Raw genomic sequence first — 21,092 nt, 5'->3', positions numbered from 1 at the left:
TGGGGGCACCTCCCAGCGGTAGCTGGGGGAGGAACTGCGCGATCAACCACAACGCACCTGCGGACGACGTACCGCCCCCCAGCGGAGCGGCCACGGTGAGGCGTCCCACACCGGGTCGGCCACAGCGCAGCGGCCCCGTCGGATAGCCTGACGCCGGATCTCTTGATACCGAGAGAGATCCGCACACCTTGGGCAGGGACACCCACCGCCGTTTTGCAGCAGGAGATCGCCATGACCCGCACTCCCGTCAATGTCACCGTCACCGGCGCGGCCGGCCAGATCGGCTACGCGCTGCTCTTCCGCATCGCCTCCGGTCAGCTCCTCGGCGCGGACGTGCCGGTCAAGCTCCGCCTGCTGGAGATCCCGCAGGGCCTGAAGGCCGCCGAGGGCACCGCGATGGAGCTCGACGACTGCGCCTTCCCGCTGCTCCGCGGCATCGACATCACCGACGACCCGAACGTGGCCTTCTCCGGCGCCAACGTCGCGCTGCTCGTCGGCGCCCGCCCCCGCACCAAGGGCATGGAGCGCGGCGACCTGCTGGAGGCCAACGGCGGCATCTTCAAGCCGCAGGGCAAGGCCATCAACGACCACGCCGCGGACGACATCAAGGTCCTGGTCGTCGGCAACCCGGCCAACACCAACGCCCTGATCGCCCAGGCCGCCGCCCCGGACGTGCCGGCCGAGCGCTTCACCGCGATGACCCGCCTCGACCACAACCGTGCGGTCACGCAGCTGGCGAAGAAGGCGGGCGTCTCCGTCGCCGACGTCAAGAAGCTGACGATCTGGGGCAACCACTCCGCCACCCAGTACCCGGACATCTTCCACGCCGAGGTCGCGGGCAAGAACGCCGCCGAGGTCGTCAACGACGAGCAGTGGCTGGCCGACAGCTTCATCCCGACCGTCGCCAAGCGCGGTGCCGCCATCATCGAGGCCCGTGGCGCCTCCTCGGCCGCCTCCGCCGCCAACGCCGCCATCGACCACGTCCACACCTGGGTCAACGGCACGGCCGCGGGCGACTGGACCTCCATGGGCATCCCCTCGGACGGCTCCTACGGCGTCCCCGAGGGCCTCATCTCCTCCTTCCCGGTCGTCTGCAAGGACGGCACGTACGAGATCGTCCAGGGCCTGGAGATCAACGAGTTCTCCCGCACCCGCATCGACGCCTCGGTGCAGGAGCTGGTGGAGGAGCGCGACGCCGTCCGCGGCCTCGGCCTCATCTGAGCCTGACGGATTCGTACACGCGTAGCGCGGTACGCACGTACGGGGCGAAAATCGGCCCGTCATCTGCTCCCCAACGGGGTCGATGGCGGGCCGTTCGGCTTATTCTGAGTTCTTCCGAATGTACGTCAACTCGTGTAGTCCGCAAGTGAGTTCGACGGATCGGGGGACCCGTGAATCACTCCGCTCAACAGGACTCCCGCAGCGAGGCCACCCGGCTGCTCTGTGCGGGGACCTACCTCGACATCGACTTCCGCCGCCGCGTCATCGAGGAGCTGGTGGAACACGAGGAACGGCCCATCGCCCCCTCGCTGGGCGTGGACATCGTCCCGGTGCTCACCCACGCCCTGCGCGCCCGCGCCCAGGACATCACGACGGCACTCCTGCTCCTGGGCCTCTGGCTGGTATTCGTCCTCGTGGACGCCGCCACCTACGGGGCGCCGGTCTGGGCGGCGGCGTACGCCGGGGTGTGCTTCCTGCACTGGGGCGTCCAGGCGGCCGCCGGGCGCGGCTCGTCCGTCTATGTCGTCGACAGACGCACCCTGCGCCAGGCCCTCAAGGGCAGCGGCGCACTGCGCGCCCTGCGCGCGGCCCTGCCCGTGCTGCCGCCGCTGGTGTCGCTCGGCTACTGGGTCCTCGCCCTCGGCGCCCTCGTCCTCGGGGCGGGCGACTGGGTCGCCGTGATCTTCCCGCTGCTGCTCGTGCTCCCCGTGTGGAACCACCGCACCCGCGTGGCGGCCGTGATGCGCAACGAGCTGGGCCGGCAGCACTTCGCCCGGCAGCCCCGGGCCTTCCCGGCGAGCACCTACCACCGGCGGATCGCCGACGCCATCGCCCGCGAACAGTACGCGGGGCTCACCATCTACGACCCCTCCCGCCCCTTCATCGGCATGGGCCGCCCGTACGAGCCGTGGTCCTTCGCCCTGGAGCTCAAGCGGGGGAAGCACATGGCGGGGGAGAACGGGGCGGCGCCGTTCACCGGGCCGTTCACCGGCCGGCTGGTCGTCGACCTCATCCGGCCGCGGCTGGAGGCCCTGCGCGAGGCCGCCGCCGCGACCAGCCGGGACCGGCTGAAGGACCTGGAGATCGACGAGTTCGTCTATCTGCCCGTCGGCCCGCAGCGGTTCGCCGTGGACTACACCGACCTGACGGTCCGCCGGCACCTGGACGACTCGGTCGACGAGGGCGGCGAGGGCCGCCGGTACTTCCTGCGGGTGCGCATCGGCGCGTGGGACGAGCAGGTCGTCGTCTCCGTCCTGGTCCGCGTGCACACGCAGGGCGGGATGCTGGTGCTGGAGGTCGTGCCGCACGTCCTGACGCCGATCCGGCCCGAGTTCCGCGCCGTCGACGTGATCGCGGGGCGCGGTGAGGAGGACCTGCTGCGCGACGGCCTGCGCGCGCTGCTGAGCGCGCCCGCCGCCGGGTTCGCGGCCGCGGTCTCCGCGCTCCGCTCGGCGGTCTGCGGTTTCCGCACCTGGCTCCACGACCCGCAGCGCGCCGTGCCGGACGGGCCCGCCGACTCCGTGCGGGAACTGGCCGGGGTGCAACGGGTGTCGCTGTTCCAGGAGATGGACATCAGCCGCTATGTGAAGACGGTCCAGGACCGCATCGCGAGCGGCGTCCGGGAGGCGCTGCGCTCCCAGGGCTACCAGACCGACCAGTTCGAGCAGCAGATCGTGCAGATCAGCGAAGGCGGCACATACATCGGCTCGATGAGCGGCGGCGCGGTCGCCGTCGGCGCCGGGGCCGAGGCCACGAGCACGGCAGGAAGCGGGGGACGATGAACGGTCAGCAGGACGGCGGCGGTTCGGGCGGGGGCATCTCCATCGGCCGGATGACGGGCGGCGCGGCCGCGAGCGGGAAGGGCGCGAAGGCGGAGGACCGCTCGGAGCGAGTCGGGCCGCAGGTGCCGGTCGGCCCGTCCGGGACGCCGGTGCCGGCCGAGGTGCCCGCCGAAGGGGGCCTCGCCGTCGGCGAGATGAGCGGGGGCGCCGTCGCCGCGGGCGAGCGGGCCGAAGCGGTGGACGCCTCGCGGCAGTTGTTCCTGGTCACCCCGGAACTCCTGGATGCGGTACGGCTCGTGCAGCAGGACCTGCCGCTGCTCGCCCGCACCGACGGGGACCGGCTCGACGAGGTCGACGCCGAACTCGCCGGGCTGCGCGAGGAGGCGTGGCGCACGGGCCGGACCGGGCGGCCCCGTCTCGAACGCCTCAAGTCCCTGCTGAGCGCGGGGGCCACCACGGCCGGGGGACTGGCGTCGGCGGTGACGCTCGTCCAGGCGATCACCGAGTTACTGGCGTGAGGCGGTGAGGCACATGAGCCACTGGGATGCCGACCGCCAGCAGTGGGTGGAGGGTCCGCCGCAGGAGCCGGCGGACCGGCTGCCGGGGGACCGTCCCCCGGCCGGCCGCTCGCACACGACCGTCCTGGCCGCCTCGGTGGCCGGGGTGGTGCTCGCGGGCGGCCTGGGTGTCGGGGTGTGGACGCTGGTGCGGGACGACGGGAACGGGGGCGGGGGCGGGCATCCGCCCGTGCCGGTGCCGTCGTCGGTGGCGCCGGGCGGCTTCGGGACGCCGTCGGCGGCGGCGTCGGCGGCGGCGTCGGCTCCCGCCCCGGTGTCGACGGCTCCCGGGTACGTGCGGACCCAGGACCCTGCCGGTTTCCGGCTGGACGTGCCGGCCGGGTGGCTGCGCTCCACGAGCGGCAGCAGCGTCTTCTACAAGCCGGCGGACGACCGCGGCGTGATCCAGGTGTTCCAGATGACGGAGACCGGGGTCGACTCGTACGGCGCGCTGTCGGCCACGGAGAGGGACGTCTCAGGCAACCCCGGCTACCAGCGGATCGCCCTGATGCGGCTGAGCGGGGATGCGGCGCAGTTCGAGTACGCGTACACGCGGGACGACGGGAGTGCGCGGCGCGTGGTGATCTACGCCTACACGGCGCCGGACCGGAAGCGGTACGCGCTGCTGGTGGGCGGGCAGGCGGGCGACTGGGCGCCCTATGCCGGGATCTTCCAGCACCTGGTGTCGGGCTTCTGCCCGCTGGGCTACTGCACAAGCTGAGAGGGCGCCCCGCAAGGGGCGCTGGGGGCACCTCTGGGGGTCCCCCCAGCGGTAGCTGGGGGAGGTAGCTGGGGGAGGAACTGCGCGGCCGGCCACCGACGGGCCCGCAGACGACCGACACACACGTAACGCCACGTGACCCGCATCACTCTTTGTGAACGGCGACGCATAAGTCGCCGCCCCCCGGTAAGGCGCCACCCGTTGATCGCCGAAACGGGAAAGAAGGCAGCAAGGTCATGTCGTCAGCCGAGACCATCCATGTGAACGGCGTGTGGCGCCCCGCCGCATCCGGAGCGCAGCGGGAGGTGCTCGATCCCGCCGACGCCAAGGCGCTCGCCGTCGTGGCCGAGGGCGGTGCCGACGACGCCGACGCCGCCGTCGAAGCCGCCCGCCGCGCCTTCGACGAGGGCACCTGGCCGCACACCCCCGTCGCCGAGCGCGCCCGCGTGCTGCGCCGGGTCGCGGAGCTCCTGGAGCGCGACCGCGAGGAGATCGCGCTCACCGAGAGCCGGGACACCGGCAAGACCCTCTCCGAGGGCCGCGTCGACGTCGACGACGTCGCCAACGCCTTCCGCTACTTCGCCGACCTCGTCATCAACGAGAGCGGCGGCCGCGTCGTCGACACCGGCTCCCCGGACGTGCACAGCGTCGTCGTCCACGAGCCCGTCGGCGTCTGCGCGCTGATCACGCCGTGGAACTACCCGCTGCTGCAGGCCAGCTGGAAGATCGCCCCGGCGCTGGCCGCGGGCAACACGTTCGTCATCAAGCCCAGCGAAGTGACGCCGCTGTCCACCGTGCACCTGATCCGGCTGCTCGCCGAGGCCGGTCTGCCGGCCGGTGTCGCCAACCTGGTGACGGGCGCGGGCGACCCGGTGGGCGCCCGGCTCTCCGAGCACCCGGGCGTCGACCTCGTCTCCTTCACCGGCGGGCTCGCCAGCGGCACCAAGGTCATGCAGGCCGCCGCGCCCACCGTGAAGAAGGTCGCCCTCGAGCTGGGCGGCAAGAACCCCAATGTGGTCTTCGCCGACGCCTGCGCCACCGACGAGGACTTCGACACGGCCGTCGACCAGGCCCTCAACGCCGCGTTCATCCACAGCGGTCAGGTGTGCTCGGCCGGTGCCCGGCTCATCGTCGAGGAGTCGGTGCGCGAGCGGTTCGTCGCCGAACTCGCCCGCCGCGCCGACCGGATCCGGCTCGGCCGCGGCACCGAGGACGGCGTCGAGTGCGGCCCCCTCGTCTCCGCGCAGCAGCTGGCGAAGGTGGAGGCCTACGTCGCCTCCGCGCTCGACGAGGGCGCGGTGCTGCGCAGCGGCGGCGTCCGGCCCGAGCCGAACGCGGTGCGCCCGGCGGGCGGTTACTTCTACGCCCCGACCGTGCTCGACCGCTGCCACCGCCGGATGAAGGCCGTCCGCGAGGAGACCTTCGGGCCCATCCTCACCGTCGAGACCTTCCGCACCGAGGACGAGGCCGTGGCCCTCGCCAACGACACCGAGTACGGGCTCGCCGGCGCCGTCTGGACCAAGGACGCGGGCCGCGCCCGCCGGGTCGCGGGGCGGCTGCGCCACGGCACCGTGTGGATCAACGACTACCACCCCTACCTGCCGCAGGCGGAGTGGGGCGGCTTCGGCAAGTCCGGCATCGGCCGGGAGCTGGGGCCCTCGGGGCTCGCCGAGTACCGCGAGAGCAAGCACGTGTACCAGAACCTGGCGCCGAAGCCGGTGCGCTGGTTCGCCGGCTGAGCCCCCCGACCCCCTGGCCCCAAGCCCCCGCAAGGAGTTCACCCCATGCCCGTCTACGACTACGTGGTCATCGGCGGCGGGACCGCCGGTTCCGTCATCGCCTCGCGTCTCACCGAGGACCCCGACGTCACCGTCGCCGTCATCGAGGGCGGCCCCTCGGACATCGACCGCGACGACGTCCTGACCCTGCGCCGCTGGCTCGGCCTGCTCGGCGGCGACCTCGACTACGGCTACACCACCACCGAACAGCCGCGCGGCAACTCGCACATCCTGCACAGCCGCGCCAAGGTGCTGGGCGGCTGCTCGTCCCACAACACCCTGATCTCGTTCAAGCCGCTGCCCGGCGACTGGGACGAGTGGGCCGAGGCGGGCGCCGAGGGCTGGGACCACGCGTCCATGGACCCGTACTTCGACAAGCTCCGCAACAACATCGTGCCGGTGCACGAGAAGGACCGGAACGCCATCGCCCGCGACTTCGTCGAGGCCGCGCAGAAGGCGATCGGCGTGCCGCGGGTGGAGGGCTTCAACAAGGAGCCGTTCCACGAGGGCGTGGGCTTCCTCGACCTCGCGTACCACCCCGAGAACAACAAGCGCTCGTCCGCCTCCGTGGCCTACCTCCACCCGCACATCGAGGCCGGGGACCGCCCCAACCTCACGCTGATGCTGGAGACTTGGGCGTACCGGCTGGAGCTGGAGGGCAACCGGGCCAAGGGCGTGCACGTCCGTACCAAGGACGGCGCCGAGATCCTGGTCGAGGCGGCGCGCGAGGTGCTGGTCTGCGCGGGTGCGGTCGACTCGCCGCGGCTGCTGCTGCACTCGGGCATCGGCCCGAAGGCGGACCTGGAGGCGCTGGGGATCCCCGTCGTGCACGACCTGCCGGGCGTCGGCGAGAACCTGCTGGACCACCCCGAGTCGGTGATCGTCTGGGAGACGGACGGCCCGATACCCGACAACTCGGCGATGGACTCGGACGCCGCCCTGTTCGTCCGCCGCGACCCCGGATCGCGGGGCCCGGACCTGATGTTCCACTTCTACCAGATCCCGTTCACGGACAACCCGGAGCGGCTGGGCTACGAGAAGCCGGAGCACGGCGTCTCGATGACGCCGAACATCCCCAAGTCCCGCAGCCGCGGCCGCATCTACCTGACGAGCGCCGACCCCGAGGTCAAGCCGGCCCTCGACTTCCGCTACTTCACGGACGAGGACGACTACGACGCGCAGACCCTCGTCGACGGCATCAGGATAGCCCGCGAGATAGCCGGGACCGCTCCGCTCGCGGGCTGGCTGAAGCGCGAGGTGTGCCCCGGCCCGGAGATCACCTCGGACGAGGAACTGAGCGAATACGCGCGCAAGGTCGCGCACACGGTCTACCACCCGGCGGGCACCTGCCGGATGGGCTCCGCCCAGGACGAAACGGCGGTGGTGGACCCGCAGTTGCGGATCCGCGGCCTGGAGGGGATCCGCATCGCGGACGCGTCGGTCTTCCCGACGATGTTCGCGGTGAACCCGATGATCGGCGTGCTGATGGTGGGGGAGAAGTGCGCCGAGTTGCTTGCCGATGCCTCCGGCGAAAGGGCGGACCGATGAACGGAACCGGTACCGATACCGATACCACTGCGCGGGGCTACGGAGGCACGACGGTGACGGCCCGCGTCCCGCGACCGTGCCAGTCGGGTTCCCACCCGGGGGCGGGCGCGCCCCACGCCGCCGGTTCCGCCGCGAACGGTGCCGCCGCAGCGGGAGTTTCGGCGGCTGCCGTGCCTGGCACGGCTGGCCTGCTGCTCGCGGCCGACGGGGAAACCCCTGCCGATGGCGGTGCGGTACCGCGCCCCGAAGGGGCGCCGGGGGTACCCCCGGCGGTAGCTGGGGGAGGAACTGCGCGAGTGGCCACGGACGGCCCGCAGCCGACGGACCGCGTGTCCGATGGAGCGCTCGCCGCTGCCGACGCCCCGAGCGGACCGCCGGTCTTTGCCGTCCGCAACCTGTGGAAGGTCTTCGGGCCGAAGGCCACCCGCATTCCCGGCACCGAGCTCGCCGAGCTCTCCCCCGAAGCCCTGCGTGAGCAGACCGGGTGCACCGTCGCCGTGCGCGACGTGTCGTTCGACGTGCGCCCCGGCGAATGCTTCGTCGTCATGGGGCTGTCCGGCTCCGGCAAGTCCACGCTCGTCCGGTGCCTGACCCGGCTCATCGAGCCGACCAGCGGCGCCATCGCCATCGACGGCGAGGACGTGCGCGGCATGGACAAGAGCGCCCTGCGCAACCTGCGCCGGCACCGTGCCGCCATGGTCTTCCAGCACTTCGGGCTGCTCCCGCACCGCACCGTGCTCGACAACGTCGCCTACGGGCTGGAGATCCAGGGCGTGGGGAAGGCCGAACGGCGCGCCCGCGCCGCCGAGATGGTGGAGAAGGTCGGGCTTGCCGGGATGGAGGGGCGCCGCCCCAGCCAGCTCTCCGGCGGGCAGCAGCAGCGCGTCGGGCTGGCGCGCGCCCTCGCCGCCGACCCCGAAGTGCTGCTGTTCGACGAGCCGTTCAGCGCGCTCGACCCGCTGATCCGCCGCGACATGCAGGAAGAGGTCGTCCGCCTCAACCGCGAAGAGGGCCGCACCATGGTCTTCATCACCCACGACCTCTCCGAGGCGCTCCGCGTCGGCCACCGCATCGCGCTGATGCGCGGCGGCCGGGTCGTGCAGTGCGGCACCCCCGAGGAGATCGTCGGCTCGCCGGCCGACGACTACGTGCGCGACTTCGTCCGGGACGTGCCGCGCGAGCAGGTCCTCAGCGTCCGCCGCGCCATGCGCCCGCTCGGGGACGCGCACGAGGCCGAGAGCGGGCCCGCCCTGCACCCGGCCACCACCGTGGCCGAGGCCATCGAGACCGTCGCCCGCACCGGCGGGCCCGCCCGCGTCGTCGAGGGCGAACGCTGCCTGGGCGTCGTGGACTTCAAGAGCCTGCTGCGTGTCGTCGCGGGGCTGGGAACCGGGGGCCGGACCGAGGAGAAGGCCGCCGCATGAGCAGCACCACCATGACGGCGCCCGCCCGGGCAGCCGTCCTGCGCCACCGCGCCGTCCGCAAGCTCCTGCTGCTCGCGGCCGTCGCGGCGGTGCTCGTCCCCCTCGCCGACGCCCGCTGGGGCAGCGGCAGCTGGCCGCACGCGCTGACCGTCTCCCTGGACGGCCCGCTCAAGAGCACCAGCACCTGGATCATCGACAACCGTGACAGCCACTGGCTGTTCCTGTACTTCTTCGGGCACATCAGCGGCGCCATCATCACCGCGATCCACGCGGTGTACGTCGTGCTGCTCGCCCTCGGCTGGGCGGGCGTCACCGCCGGTGCCGCCCTGCTGGCCTGGCGGGCCGCGGGCGTGCGGGCCGCGGTCACCGCGCTGCTGTCCTTCGCCGTGTGCGGAGCGCTCGGCATGTGGGTGCCGACGATGCGCACGCTCGCGCTGATGATCGTCGCGGTGGCGGCGTCCGTCGCCGTCGGTGCGCTGCTGGGCCTGGCCGCCGGTCTGTCGGACCGCGTCTTCCGCGGACTGCGCCCCGTCCTGGACACCATGCAGGCGCTGCCCGCCTTCGCCTACCTGCTCCCCGTCGTGCTGGTCTTCGGCATCGGCGTCGCCCCCGCCGTCCTGGCCACGGTCGTCTACGCGGCCCCGCCGATGGCCCGCCTCACGGCGCTCGGCCTGCGCGGCACCGACCCGGGCGTCCTGGAGGCCGTCGACTCGCTCGGCGCCACGGCCCGCCAGCGCCTGCTGACGGCCCGGCTGCCGCTGGCCCGCCGCGAACTCCTGCTCGGCGTCAACCAGACGATCATGATGGCGCTGTCGATGGCCGTCATCGCGTCGGTCATCGGCGCGGACGGCCTGGGCGACCGCGTCTACCAGGCGCTGTCGACCGTCGACGTCGGCAGCGCGCTGGCGGCGGGCATCCCGATCGTGCTGCTGGCGATCGTGTTCGACCGAACGACGGCGGGCACCCGGCAGGGCAGGACCCCGCCGCGTTCCGCATGGGCGGTCCTCGCGGCGGCCACCGCCGTCGTCGCAGTCGCCGGCCGCCTCCTCGGCTCGCAGAGCTGGCCCGACGGCTGGACGGTCGCCATCGCCGCGCCCGTCAACACGGCCAAGGACTGGATGGTCGACCACCTCTACTCCGGCCTCCCCGGCATCGGCGGCACCGCCGACTGGGCCGCGCACTACACCGGCTGGGTCCTCGACCCGCTGCGCTCCGGGCTCCAGGGCCTGCCCTGGTGGGCCGCACTGCTGATCGTCGCCGCCCTCGCCTGGCTGATCGGCACCTGGCGCACCGCCCTGACCGCGGTGCTCTCGCTCGCCCTGATCGGCGTGCTGGGCCGCTGGGACGCGTCCATGGACACGCTTTCCCAGGTCCTGGCCGCCGTGGCCGTCACGCTCGTCCTCGGCTTCGCCGTGGCCGTCGCCGCCGCGCGCAGCCCGCGCGTGGAGCGGCTGCTGCGGCCGGTGCTGGACGTGTGCCAGACGATGCCGCAGTTCGTCTACCTGATCCCGGTGGTCGCCCTGTTCGGCGTCGGCCGCGCCCCGGGCGCCGCCGCGGCGATCGTCTACGCGCTCCCCGCCGTCGTCCGCATCGTGAGCCAGGGCCTGCGCCAGGTGAACCCCGGCGCCCTGGAGTCCGCCCGCTCGCTGGGCGCGACGGGCGGGCAGCAGCTGCGGCAGGTCCAGTTCCCGCTGGCCCGGCCCGAGTTGCTGCTCGCGGTGAACCAGGCCGTGGTGCTGGTGCTCTCCGTCGTCATCATCGCCGGCCTGGTCGGCGGCGGCGCGCTCGGCTACGACGTCGTCTTCGGCCTGGCCCAGGGCGACCTGGCGACCGGCCTGGTGGCGGGCGTGGCCATCGCATGCCTGGGCCTGATGCTCGACCGGGTCACGCAGCCGACGAAGGGAGTCCGTGATGGCAACGCGTAAAATTGTGACTGCTGTGGCGGCACTCGGCCTGCTGGCCACCGCCACCGGCTGCGGTGCGGCCGACATGACCAAGCAGGGTTCGCCGTATGCGAATGCGGCGGGTGCGAAGACCGTCACCCTGTCCGTGCAGTCGTGGGTGGGCGCCCGCGCCAACGCGGCCGTCGCGCAGTACCTGTTGGAGCACGAGCTCGGCTACCGGGTCGACACGGTCCAGGTGGACGAGGTCCCGGCCTGGGACGCCCTCAGCCAGGGCCGCGTGGACGCGATCCTGGAGGACTGGGGCCACCCGGACCAGGAGAAGCGGTACGTCGACGACAAGAGGACGGTCGCCCCCGGCGGCGACCTCGGCGTCACCGGCCACATCGGGTGGTGGGTCCCGAAGTACTTCGCGGACGCACACCCCGACGTGCTGGACTGGCACAACCTCGACAAGTACGCGTCCCAGCTGCGCACCGCGGAGAGCGGCGGCAAGGGCCAGCTGCTCGACGGCTCGCCGTCGTACGTCACGAACGACAAGGCGCTGGTGAAGAACCTGAACCTGAACTACCAGGTGGTCTTCGCCGGTTCCGAGGCGGCGCAGATCACCCAGATCAAGCAGTTCGCCAAGGAGAAGCGGCCGTTCCTCACCTATTGGTACGAGCCCCAGTGGCTCTTCAACGAGGTGCCGATGGTGGAGGTGAAGCTTCCCGAGTACACGGATGCGTGTGCGGCGAAGGGGGCGAAGGATCCGTCGACGATCGACTGCGCCTATCCGACGTCCCAGTTGAAGAAGTTCCTGAACACGAACTTCGCGAAGAAGGGCGGCAAGGCGGCGGACTTCCTGCGGAAGTTCCACTGGACGAAGGCGGATCAGAACGAGGTCGCCCAGATGATCGCCGAGGACAAACTGCCGGCGGACGAGGCCGCGAAGCGGTGGGTGCAGCGGCACCCGGATGTGTGGAGGGGATGGCTGCCCCGATAGGGGCAGCGCCTCGTCAGTACGCGCCCCTGACGGGGCGCGTACTGACGCCGCGCCGCTAGGCGGAAAGCCGCCCACCCAGCCACTTGAGCGCGGGCGGGATCTCCCGCCGCCACGTGTTGAAGTTGTGACCGCCCCGGTCGAGGATGATCGACGACACGTGCGCCTGCGGCTTCATCATCTTGACGAACCGCATCGTGTCCTTGATGTTCGGCTCGCCCTGCTTCGAGGACGTCACCAGGAACGAGGAGTTGGCCAGCGCCCGCGACTGCGGCTTGTGCTCCAGGCTCCACAGCAGGTCGGATCGTTTCTCCTCCTTCTTGTTCCCCTTGAAGAGGTCACCCGAGTCGCCGTCGATCTCCGGCTTGTAGTCCGCCGACAGGCCCACCCCGGCCGAGTACGTCTCCGGGTGCTGCACCGCCATCTTCAGCGCGCAGTAGCCGCCGGTCGAGTCGCCCATGATGCCCCAGTTCTTCGGGGAGGTGCCGACGCGGTAGGTGCTCGAGATCGCCTTGGTGACGTCCGTTCCGAAGAAGGTCTCGCTCTGCGGGCCCCCGGGGACGTCGATGCACTGGCTGTTCACCGGCGCGATGGTGGGCCGCATCATCACCAGGATCATCGGCTGCATCTTCTTCTGCTTGGCCTGCGTCCACGCCGTCTTCGGGTACCGCAACCCCTTGAGCAGGTTCTCCGCCATGCCCGGGTATCCCGTCAGTACGACGGCCGCGGGGAACCTGCGCCGCTCGTTGCCCGGCTGGAAGTACTCCGGCGGCAGGTAGACATACGCCTGGGCGGCGGTGCGGGAGCGGTCGCCGTGCAGGGTGATCTTCTCGATCACGCCGCCGCCGCGCGGGTTCGAGCCGCCGGGCACCTCCGGCGCCTGCCGACCGAGGACCTGCACGGCGGCGGCCCCGGCGGGTGCCGCCGCCTGCTGCTTGGTCTGGCCGAGCAGGTCGTCCCACGAGCTGTAGAGCAGGAAGCCGCGGTTGGCGACGAGCCCGACCGACGCGAACACGAAGGCCTGCACGACGACGAGCAGACCCGCCCGCCCCAGCATCTGTCTCGCCCCCGGGCGCACCAGCCGCGGCCACAGCCACACCGTGACTGCGAACATCAGCACCGTGCACACCACGGCACATATCAGGAGCGTGTCACTCGTCAGACCCATGGAACAGCAAACCCTCGCGACGTCTCGGCCTGGACGCACCGGTCCAGAGCACCGGCAGACCGGTGCGCATCTGCCTAGAGAGCTGCCGGGGGCAAACCGTTCCGCAAATCGGCTGCCATATCCGCCACACCTGCGAGTGTCCGCCGGAACAGCCCGCCGCCGAAGGTGACCCGGGCGGCGCCGAGCCGCCCCAGCTCCTGCGGCGACGGACCCCCGTCCCGGGCCATCGCGTTGACCGGCAGCCCGGTCCCCTCGGCCAGCGGGTCCAGCAGCCCGGCAGGGGCGAGGATCGGGTAGACACAGTCGGCCCCGGCGGCCGCGTACAGCCGGCCGCGCTCCAGGGCGGGACCGAGCGCGGTGTCGCCCCGCAGGAACGTGTCGACGCGGGCGTTCACCACGACCGCGTCCCCAGCCGCGGCCCGCACCGCGGCCAGCCGGTCGGCCTGTTCCTGAGGGTCCGTGAGCCGCCCCGAACCCCGTTCGGAGTCCTCCAGGTTGCATCCCACCGCGCCCGTTTCGAGCAGCCGCTCCACCAGCTCCCGCGGCGCGAGCCCGTAGCCGTCCTCCAGGTCCGCGGTGACCAGGACACCGTCCGCCCGCACCGCGCGCACGATCCGCGCCACCGCCGCGAACATCTCCCCGGGCGGAGCGGTGCCGTCCGCATACCCGAGCGACGCCGAGACCCCCGCACTCGGCGTCGCCAGGGCACGGAACCCGGCCTCCGCGAAGGCCCGCGCGCTCGCCGCGTCCCACGGGCCGGGCAGGACGAGCGGGTCGTCCGCGGCGCGGCCGTGGTGCAGGGCGCGGAAGGCCGCGGCGGCCGTCGTCACCGCATGTTCCCGACCGGCGTGCGGAACGCCACGTTGATGCGGTTCCAGACGTTGATCGTGGCGATCAGCGAGACGAGCCGGGCCAGTTCGGGCTCGGAGAACTGCGCGGCGGCCCGCTCGTACACCTCGTCCGGGACGAAGCCGTCCGTCAGGACGGTCACCGCCTCCGTCAGCGCGAGCGCGGCCCGCTCCTTCTCGGTGTAGACCGCGCCGGCCTCCTCCCAGGCGGGGAGCAGGTCGAGGCGCTGCTCGCTCTCGCCCGCCTTCCGGGCGTCCTTGGCGTGCATGTCGATGCAGAACGCGCAGTGGTTGACCTGGGAGGCGCGGAGCAGGACCAGTTCGACCAGGACAGGGTCCAGGTCCTTCTTGGCGGCCTGGGTGAGGGCGAGGGTGGCTTCGTAGACATCGGGGGCGTGCTGGACGAAACGCATACGAGGAGCAGTCATGCGGCCGACTCTAGAGCCGCAGTAGCCCACGTGTATGGTCCATTTCCATGCCGGAAGACAGGGCCATTTCAGGCCTCGACCTGCACGTGGAACTGCCCGGCAAGGGCGAGCGCCACGGCGTGCGCGCCGCCCTCACCCGCGCCCTGCGCGACGCCGTGCGCTCCGGCCGCCTCGCCCCCGGCACCCGCCTGCCCTCCTCCCGCTCGCTCGCCGCCGACCTCGGGCTGGCCCGCAACACCGTCGGCGAGGCCTACGCCGAACTGGTCGCCGAGGGCTGGCTCACCGCCCGGCAGGGCTCCGGCACCCGCGTCGCCGAGCGCGCCGCCCCGCCACGCCCGCCCGCCCGGCCGCGCGCCCCGCTGCGCGCCCCCGAGCGCCCCGCCTACGACCTGCGCACCGGCACCCCCGACGTCTCCTCCTTCCCCCGCGCCGCCTGGCTCGCCGCCGCCCGCCGCGCCCTCACCGCGGCCCCGCACGAGGCCTTCGGCTACGGCGACCCGCGCGGCCGCCCCGAACTGCGCGCCGCCCTCGCGGACTACCTGGCCCGGGCCCGCGGCGTCCGGACGGACCCCGAACGCATCCTGATCTGCGCCGGGTTCAAGCAGGGGCTCGGCCTGCTGAGCCGGACGCTGCGGGCGTGCGGCACCGAGGAGATCGGCATCGAGGACCACGGGCTCCGGCACCACCGCGACACGATCGAGGAGGCGGGCCTGCGCAGCGTGCTGCTCCCGGTCGACGGGCACGGCGCGGACGTCCGCGTGCTGGACGGCAGGCCGGACGTGCGGGCCGTCCTGCTCACCCCCGCCCACCAGTTCCCCACGGGCGTCCCCCTGCACCCCGACCGCCGGGCCGCGGTCGTCGACTGGGCCGCCCGCACCGACGGGTTGATCCTGGAGGACGACTACGACGGCGAGTTCCGCTACGACCGCCAGCCGGTCGGAGCTCTGCAAGGACTGGCCCCCGACGACGTCGTCTACTGCGGCACCGCGAGCAAGTCCCTGATCCCCGGGCTGCGCCTGGGCTGGCTGGTCCTGCCGGACCGGCTGCGGGACGAGGTGCTGGACGGGCCCCGGACCGGGGCCTGGGGGACGAGCGTCCTCGACCAGCTCACGCTTGCGGAGTTCCTCACCTCGGGCGCGTACGACCGTCATCTGCGCTCGATGCGCCAGCGCTACCGGCGGCGCCGGGACGCGCTGGTCGCTGCGCTGGCCGAGGAGGCGCCGCACGTGCGGGTCACCGGTATCGCCGCCGGCCTGCACGCCGTGCTCGAACTCCCGCCGGGCACCGAGCGGTCGGTGGTCCAGGCGGCGGCCTGGCAGGGGCTGGCGGTGGAGGGCCTGAGCCGCTTCCGTCACGGGTCCGCTCCCGCGGGGGACGGCTTGATCATCGCGTACGGCACCCCGCCGGACCACGCGTTCACGGGGGCACTGGAGGCGCTGCTCAGCGCGCTGCCGGGTGCCCCGTAAGGGGCGCGGGGAACTGCGCGACAAGCCACGACGTGCCCGCAGACGACCTGCGGGCCTTACGGGGCGGGGCCCGAGGGGCACCCCCGACCGGGCGGTCACCCCTCCGCGTTGTACCGCCGGAGGTACCCGGCGAAGCGCTCCAGGTCCTCGTCCCCCCAGTCCGCGAGACGTTCCTCGAACGTCTCGCGCCGCTGCCGGTGCGCCTCCTCCAGCAACCGCAGCCCGGCCGCGGACGGCCGCAGGATCTGCCCCCTCCGGTCCGCCGGATCGGCGGCCCGCACGATCAGCCCCAGCCGTTCCAGCACGGCGGTCTGCCGGCTGACCGTCGACTTGTCGAGCAGGAAGTGCTCGGCGAGGTCGATGCCGCGGCAGCCGCCGCTCGCCTGCATGTGGTCGAGCATGCTGTAGGTCACCAGCGACAGATCCGGATGGATCTGGGCGGCCTTGTGCCGCGCCCGCCGGGCGAAGGCGGTCAGCTCGCGCTGGATGGTGCCGAGGGTCACATCGCGGCCGGGCATGGCATCGTCCTCCCAATCAGTTGCATAATACATCTGAGTTTAGTTGTATTTGCCAACCGAGGAGCGTTCCTCCCATGACCGCACACGCCGCCCACGGGCCGCGCCACCACCTCAAGCACGTCACCGTGCACCTGCTGACCCCGCTCCTGATGTGCCTCGGCATGGGCCTGGCCTACCTCGGTGCCTTCCACCAGCCCGAGCCGCACGGCATGAAGGTCGCAGTCGTGGGCAGCACGGCCCGGGCGCAGGTGCTCGCCCAGACGATCAAGGACAAGGCGGGCGACGAGCTCGACGTCACCACCGTCGCGGACCGTGACGCCGCCGTCGCGCAGCTGAAGGACCGCGACCTGGCCGGCGCGTACGTGCCGAGCGCCACGCACCCCGAGGCGCTCGTCGCCAAGGCCGGCTCCGACACCACCGCCACGGCGGCGACCGCCGTCTTCCGCGCGGTCGCCGACCGGCAGGGCGTGCCGCTGAAGGTCACCGACCTCACCGAGCTCGCCAAGGGCGACCCGACCGGCCAGGGCATCTTCTTCCTGCTCGTCGCGCTCAGCATCGGCTCGTACGGCAGCGTCGCCGCCATCGGCGCCGCGGGGGCCGGGCTCAAGCTGTGGATGCGGGCGGCCGTCGGGCTCGTCACCTCGTTCGTCGTGAGCGTCATCGGCATGGCCCTCGCCGGACCGGTCTTCCACATCGTCGACCACGACTACACGGCGGTCTGGGGCATGGCCTGGCTCTACTCCGCGGGCGTGATCACCATCGGCATCGGCCTGCACACCTTCCTCAAGCGCTGGACGACGCTGACGATGATGGTGCTGTTCGTGATGCTCAACTTCACCACGTCCGGCGGCGTGTTCCGCCCCGAGCTGCAGAACGGCTTCTTCGGCTCGCTGCACTCCTTCTGGAACGGCGCGGGCTTCGTCGAGGGCGCACGCAGCCTGCTCTACTTCGACGGCGGCGCCGGCCTGGGCGGCCGCGTCCTGTCCCTGGTCCTGTGGCTGCTCGGCGGGGCGGTGCTGCTCGCCGTGGCCGCCCGGGCGGAGACTCGGTGGGCGGCGAGGCGGCACCTCGCGGCACCGGCGACCGCCTGAACTCCTCAACTGCGAAACGAGACACCGCCATGAGCGCACCCCACCCCGCCGACACCGTCGCCCGCCTGCGCGCCACCTTCCGCACCGGCCGCACCAAGCCCGCCGCCTGGCGCACCGAACAGCTGCGCCGCCTGCGCGCGATGCTCACCGAGCAGGACGCGGCCCTCGTGGCCGCGCTCCACGCGGACCTCGGCAAGAGCGAGTACGAGGCCCGCCGCACCGAGATCGACTTCACGGTCCGCGAGATCGACCACACCCTCGAACACCTCGACGCGTGGCTGCGCCCCGAACCCGCCCCGGTCCCGGCCCACTTGGGCGGGGCGACCGCCTGGACGCAGTACGACCCGCTGGGTGTGGTCCTGGTGATCGCCCCCTGGAACTACCCCGCGCAGCTCCTGCTCTCGCCCATGGTGGGCGCGCTGGCCGCGGGCAACGCGGTGGTCGCCAAGCCGAGCGAACTGGCCCCGGCCACCTCCGCCGCGCTGGCGCGCCTGCTGCCGCAGTACCTCGACACCGAGGCGGTCGCCGTCGTCGAGGGCGGCATCCCGGAGACGACGGCGCTGCTGGTCGAGCGCTTCGACCACATCTTCTACACCGGCAACGCGGCCGTCGGCCGCATCATCATGACGGCGGCGGCGAAGCACCTGACGCCCGTCACGCTCGAACTGGGCGGCAAGTCCCCGGTGTTCGTGGACCGCGGCACGGACATCGCGGCCGTCGCGGCCCGTCTGGCCGCCGGAAAGTTCCTCAACGCGGGCCAGACGTGCGTCGCGCCGGACTACGTCCTGACCGACCCGGAGACGGCCCGCGCCCTGGAACCGGCCCTGGCCCGGGCGGTGGAGGAGCTGTACGGGACCGACCCGGCCGCGTCCGGCACGTACGGACGCATCGTCAACGAGCGCCACTTCGACCGCCTCGCCGCGCTGCTGGACTCCGGCCGCGTGGTGACGGGCGGCGGGCACGACCGTGCGGCGAAGTACATCGCGCCGACGGTCCTGGCGGACGTGACCCCGGACGCCCCCGTGATGCAGGAGGAGATCTTCGGCCCGATCCTGCCGATCGTCACGGTCGACGGCCTCGACGAGGCCGTGGCCTTCGTCAACGACCGCGAGAAGCCGCTGGCGCTGTACGCGTTCACGGAATCCGAGGCGACGCGCGAGCGCCTGGCGTCCGAAACGTCCTCCGGCGGCCTCGGGTTCGGCCTCCCGCTGGCCCATCTCACGGTCTCCGACCTGCCGTTCGGGGGTGTCGGCGAGAGCGGTATGGGCAGCTACCACGGCCGCTACTCGCTGGAGACGTTCAGCCACCGCAAGGCGGTGCTGCGCAAGGACCTGGCGTGAGGGTGTCGGCGTAAGCGGAACGGGTAGTCATCCCCTCCCGTCACGCGATCGCGACGAGCCGACCACGGGAGGTCACCATCACCAGATCGGGAATCGGCAGAAGACTCGGCCTGGCCGGAGCGGCGCTGACGGCGGCGGTGGCCGTCGTCGCCTCCCCGGCCGGGGCCGGTCAGGCGCTGGCGGCGGCGGACCACGGCTGCTTCGACCGGGCGAAGGAGCCGTACACCTCGAAGGTCGACAGCCACCTCCACTTCCGCCCGTTCGGCGGGAAAGCGATCCCCTTCGACGAACTCACCGGCTATCTGCACAAGACCGGTGTACGGCACGCCAGTATGTACGGCATCGGGCAGACGCTTCCGGTGAATTCGAACTGCACGTACTACCTGGACTGTCCCGGCACCCCCGTGGTGCCGAGCATGAAGAACGACTTCGTCAACGCCGAGAACTGGCTGGAGTCGAAGCCGGAGGACCCCGAACTCGCGGTCTCCATGACCTTCATGGACCTGGCCAGGCCGGAGACGATCCCGAGCGGAATCGCCTTGTACGACAAGGAGTTCCCGGGCGTGTTCCGCTGGGCGGGCGAGGTGAACGTCGTCAAACAGGCCCTGTTCCCGAACCACCACAAGGCGACGACGACCGAGAACATCAGGCGCTGGGCCCCGTTCATGAAGGTGCTCCGCGAACGCGGCATCCCGATCACGCTCCACTCGGACCTGGGCAGCGACGCGGAACCGACGAAATACCTCCCGCTGATGGAGGAGATCCTCCGCCGCTACCCGCACAACAAGATCGTGTGGGCACATATGGGCCTGTCGAAGGAACTGACGACGATGGACCCGGACCGCCACATCCGCCTCATGGAGCGCATGCTCGACGAACACCGGAATCTGACGGTGGACTTGAGCTGGCGGGTCCTGGAGGACGCGTACTTCAGCAAGCCGGGCGTCCGGGCGAAATACGCCGCATTCCTCGACCGCCATCCGACGCGGGCGATCCCGGGAACGGATTTCGTGGCGTCGGCCAACAAGGACTACAAGGTCTACGAGGAGGAACTGGACGTCACCAGCCGCATCAACAAGGCACTGGGGGACGAGGCGTTCCGCGACATCGCCCTGGGGGAGAACTACTTCCGCCTGCTGGGGATCAACGAGACGGCGCCGCGGGTGTGCGAGACGGCGGGGCGCTGACGCCCCCCTTCACGACTCTTTCGCCCCCAGGGCCGTCGTGATCGCCGTGGTCAGCGAGTCCAGATACCCCTTCGGCAGCGGCGAACGCCCCAGCACCAGGCGCCAGTACAGCGGGCCGCTCGCCAGGTCGACCGCGAGGTCGATGTCCGCGTCCGCGGGGAGTTCGCCGCGGGCGACCGCGTTGCGGATCACCGCTTCCGCGATCGTCCGCTGCGAGTCGCGGATCGCCGCCTGGACCGCCTGGGCGATCTCCTCGTTGCGGGCCGCCTCGGCCATCAGGTCCGGGATGATCTGGGCGACCATCGGGTGCCGCATCACCCGCGACGTGAGCTCCAGGAGGGCCCGGACGTCGGTGCGCAGGGCGCCCGTGTCGGGGGTGGGCAGGCCCTGGACCGCCAGGGCCGAGACCACGTCCAGCACGATCGGCAGCTTCGACGGCCAGCGGCGGTAGACGGCCGCCTTGCCCACGCCCGCCCGGCGCGCCACGCGCTCGATCGACAGGCGGCCGTAGCCGACGGCGGCCAGTTCCTCGAAGACGGCGGTGCGGATCGCGTCCGTGACCTCCTCGCGCAGCACGGCGGCGCCCGCGGGGGTGCGGCGGCGCGGTCGGGGGGCCGGGGGCTCGTTCTCCATGGGCATGAGCCTACCGTGACGACGGAACGGTTGCGTTCCAACCGTTCCGTGTCCTAGCGTGGGCTCACCAACGCCATGGAACGATCCCGTTCCGTCGTGGTGTGTGCGCACGGCGACACGGTGCGCATCCGATCGAGACCGACGAAAGCGTCCAGGTGACCGACACCATCCCCGCCCCCCGTGACTGGGCCCCGGCGCAGGGCAACGCCGCCGAGCTGGCCGAGAAGTACGGCCTGTCCGTCAGCGGTGCCCGGCCCCCGCTCGGGGAGTACGTGCGGCAGCTGTGGGGCCGGCGGCACTTCATCGCCGCCTTCTCCAGCGCCAAGCTGACCGCCCAGTACACCCAGGCCAAGCTGGGCCAGGTCTGGCAGGTGGCGACGCCCCTGCTGAACGCCCTGGTCTACTTCTTCATCTTCGGTGTGCTGATGAACACCCGGAGAGGGATGAACACGGAGACCTACGTCCCGTTCCTCGTGACGGGTGTGTTCGTCTTCACCTTC

17 protein-coding genes and 2 pseudogenes are annotated in these 21,092 nt (G+C 72.1%); 14 read left to right on the top strand and 5 right to left on the bottom strand.

Annotation, left to right across the window (positions count from 1 at the left end; genetic code table 11):
* Nucleotides 1-231: 231 nt before the first annotated feature.
* From HG542_RS05720 to HG542_RS05680, 9 genes and pseudogenes are all read left to right on the top strand, one after another.
* Entirely contained in the window at nt 232-1,221 is a 990-nt protein-coding gene (locus tag HG542_RS05720) for a malate dehydrogenase (protein ID WP_171078950.1), read from the top strand.
* A 170-nt stretch (nt 1,222-1,391) separates the two neighbouring features.
* Entirely contained in the window at nt 1,392-3,002 is a 1,611-nt protein-coding gene (locus HG542_RS05715; protein WP_171078949.1) for an AbeC-like domain-containing protein, read from the top strand.
* Nucleotides 2,999-3,520 carry a hypothetical protein gene (locus HG542_RS05710; protein WP_171078948.1) on the top strand — a complete coding sequence of 174 codons (522 nt, stop codon included), beginning with the start codon at nt 2,999-3,001 and terminating at the stop codon, nt 3,518-3,520. The genes HG542_RS05715 and HG542_RS05710 overlap by 4 nt, the downstream gene beginning before the upstream one ends.
* 13 nt (nt 3,521-3,533) lie before the next feature.
* Nucleotides 3,534-4,280, top strand: a complete 747-nt coding sequence (locus HG542_RS05705; RefSeq protein WP_171078947.1) for a serine/threonine kinase C-terminal domain-containing protein — start codon at nt 3,534-3,536, stop codon at nt 4,278-4,280.
* Between the two features lie 236 nt (nt 4,281-4,516).
* Complete coding sequence (locus HG542_RS05700) at nt 4,517-6,019, top strand: aldehyde dehydrogenase family protein (RefSeq protein WP_171078946.1); 1,503 nt, start codon at nt 4,517-4,519, stop codon at nt 6,017-6,019.
* 45 nt (nt 6,020-6,064) lie between these two features.
* Nucleotides 6,065-7,641, top strand: a pseudogene (locus HG542_RS05695) (GMC family oxidoreductase); the annotation flags it as partial.
* Between the two features lie 294 nt (nt 7,642-7,935).
* Nucleotides 7,936-9,030, top strand: a complete 1,095-nt coding sequence (locus HG542_RS05690) for a quaternary amine ABC transporter ATP-binding protein (RefSeq protein WP_171079134.1) — start codon at nt 7,936-7,938, stop codon at nt 9,028-9,030.
* Nucleotides 9,027-10,955, top strand: coding sequence for an ABC transporter permease (locus HG542_RS05685; RefSeq protein ID WP_171078944.1), 1,929 nt, complete (start codon nt 9,027-9,029; stop codon nt 10,953-10,955). Before HG542_RS05690 ends, HG542_RS05685 begins: the two co-directional genes overlap by 4 nt.
* The gene (locus HG542_RS05680) at nt 10,942-11,916 is read left to right on the top strand and encodes an ABC transporter substrate-binding protein (RefSeq protein WP_171078943.1); all 975 of its coding nucleotides are present in this window, start codon (nt 10,942-10,944) and stop codon (nt 11,914-11,916) included. Before HG542_RS05685 ends, HG542_RS05680 begins: the two co-directional genes overlap by 14 nt.
* A 55-nt stretch (nt 11,917-11,971) precedes the next feature.
* On the opposite strand, the gene HG542_RS05675 is transcribed toward HG542_RS05680, so the two are convergent.
* The 3 genes from HG542_RS05675 to HG542_RS05665 all read right to left on the bottom strand — a co-directional run bounded on the left by HG542_RS05675 (nt 11,972) and on the right by HG542_RS05665 (nt 14,357).
* A complete protein-coding gene (locus tag HG542_RS05675) occupies nt 11,972-13,081 on the bottom strand; it encodes an alpha/beta hydrolase (RefSeq protein WP_171078942.1) in 1,110 nt (369 codons plus the stop codon).
* Between the two features lie 74 nt (nt 13,082-13,155).
* Nucleotides 13,156-13,911: an isocitrate lyase/PEP mutase family protein gene (locus tag HG542_RS05670; protein ID WP_171078941.1), complete on the bottom strand. Its 756-nt coding sequence runs from the start codon at nt 13,909-13,911 to the stop codon at nt 13,156-13,158.
* Nucleotides 13,908-14,357: a carboxymuconolactone decarboxylase family protein gene (locus tag HG542_RS05665; protein WP_171078940.1), complete on the bottom strand. Its 450-nt coding sequence runs from the start codon at nt 14,355-14,357 to the stop codon at nt 13,908-13,910. Before HG542_RS05665 ends, HG542_RS05670 begins: the two co-directional genes overlap by 4 nt.
* A gap of 47 nt (nt 14,358-14,404) precedes the next feature.
* On the opposite strand from HG542_RS05665, the gene pdxR reads away from it, so the two are divergent.
* Nucleotides 14,405-15,823, top strand: coding sequence for a MocR-like pyridoxine biosynthesis transcription factor PdxR (gene pdxR, locus HG542_RS05660; RefSeq protein ID WP_171078939.1), 1,419 nt, complete (start codon nt 14,405-14,407; stop codon nt 15,821-15,823).
* A 95-nt stretch (nt 15,824-15,918) separates the two neighbouring features.
* Here the strand turns inward: pdxR and HG542_RS05655 are convergent, their stop codons facing one another.
* Complete coding sequence (locus HG542_RS05655) at nt 15,919-16,341, bottom strand: MarR family winged helix-turn-helix transcriptional regulator (RefSeq protein WP_171078938.1); 423 nt, start codon at nt 16,339-16,341, stop codon at nt 15,919-15,921.
* A 74-nt stretch (nt 16,342-16,415) separates the two neighbouring features.
* Between HG542_RS05655 and HG542_RS05650 the strand changes: the two genes are divergently transcribed.
* The 3 genes from HG542_RS05650 to HG542_RS05640 all read left to right on the top strand — a co-directional run bounded on the left by HG542_RS05650 (nt 16,416) and on the right by HG542_RS05640 (nt 19,959).
* Nucleotides 16,416-17,432 (top strand): ABC-2 transporter permease, encoded by a 1,017-nt coding sequence (locus HG542_RS05650; protein ID WP_171078937.1) that lies wholly within the window; start codon nt 16,416-16,418, stop codon nt 17,430-17,432.
* A 29-nt stretch (nt 17,433-17,461) separates the two neighbouring features.
* A complete protein-coding gene (locus HG542_RS05645) occupies nt 17,462-18,772 on the top strand; it encodes an aldehyde dehydrogenase family protein (protein WP_171078936.1) in 1,311 nt (436 codons plus the stop codon).
* A gap of 137 nt (nt 18,773-18,909) precedes the next feature.
* Nucleotides 18,910-19,959, top strand: a complete 1,050-nt coding sequence (locus tag HG542_RS05640) for an amidohydrolase family protein (protein ID WP_229922540.1) — start codon at nt 18,910-18,912, stop codon at nt 19,957-19,959.
* 9 nt (nt 19,960-19,968) lie between these two features.
* On the opposite strand, the gene HG542_RS05635 is transcribed toward HG542_RS05640, so the two are convergent.
* Nucleotides 19,969-20,598, bottom strand: coding sequence for a TetR/AcrR family transcriptional regulator (locus tag HG542_RS05635; protein WP_171078935.1), 630 nt, complete (start codon nt 20,596-20,598; stop codon nt 19,969-19,971).
* Nucleotides 20,599-20,747: 149 nt separating this feature from the next.
* Here HG542_RS05635 and HG542_RS05630 point away from each other — a divergent pair.
* Nucleotides 20,748-21,092: pseudogene (locus tag HG542_RS05630) on the top strand (ABC transporter permease); the annotation flags it as partial.

This window comes from Streptomyces morookaense (assembly GCF_013030945.1).
Taxonomy (GTDB): domain Bacteria; phylum Actinomycetota; class Actinomycetes; order Streptomycetales; family Streptomycetaceae; genus Streptomyces; species Streptomyces morookaensis.
This window is presented reverse-complemented; position numbering and strand designations above follow the sequence as displayed.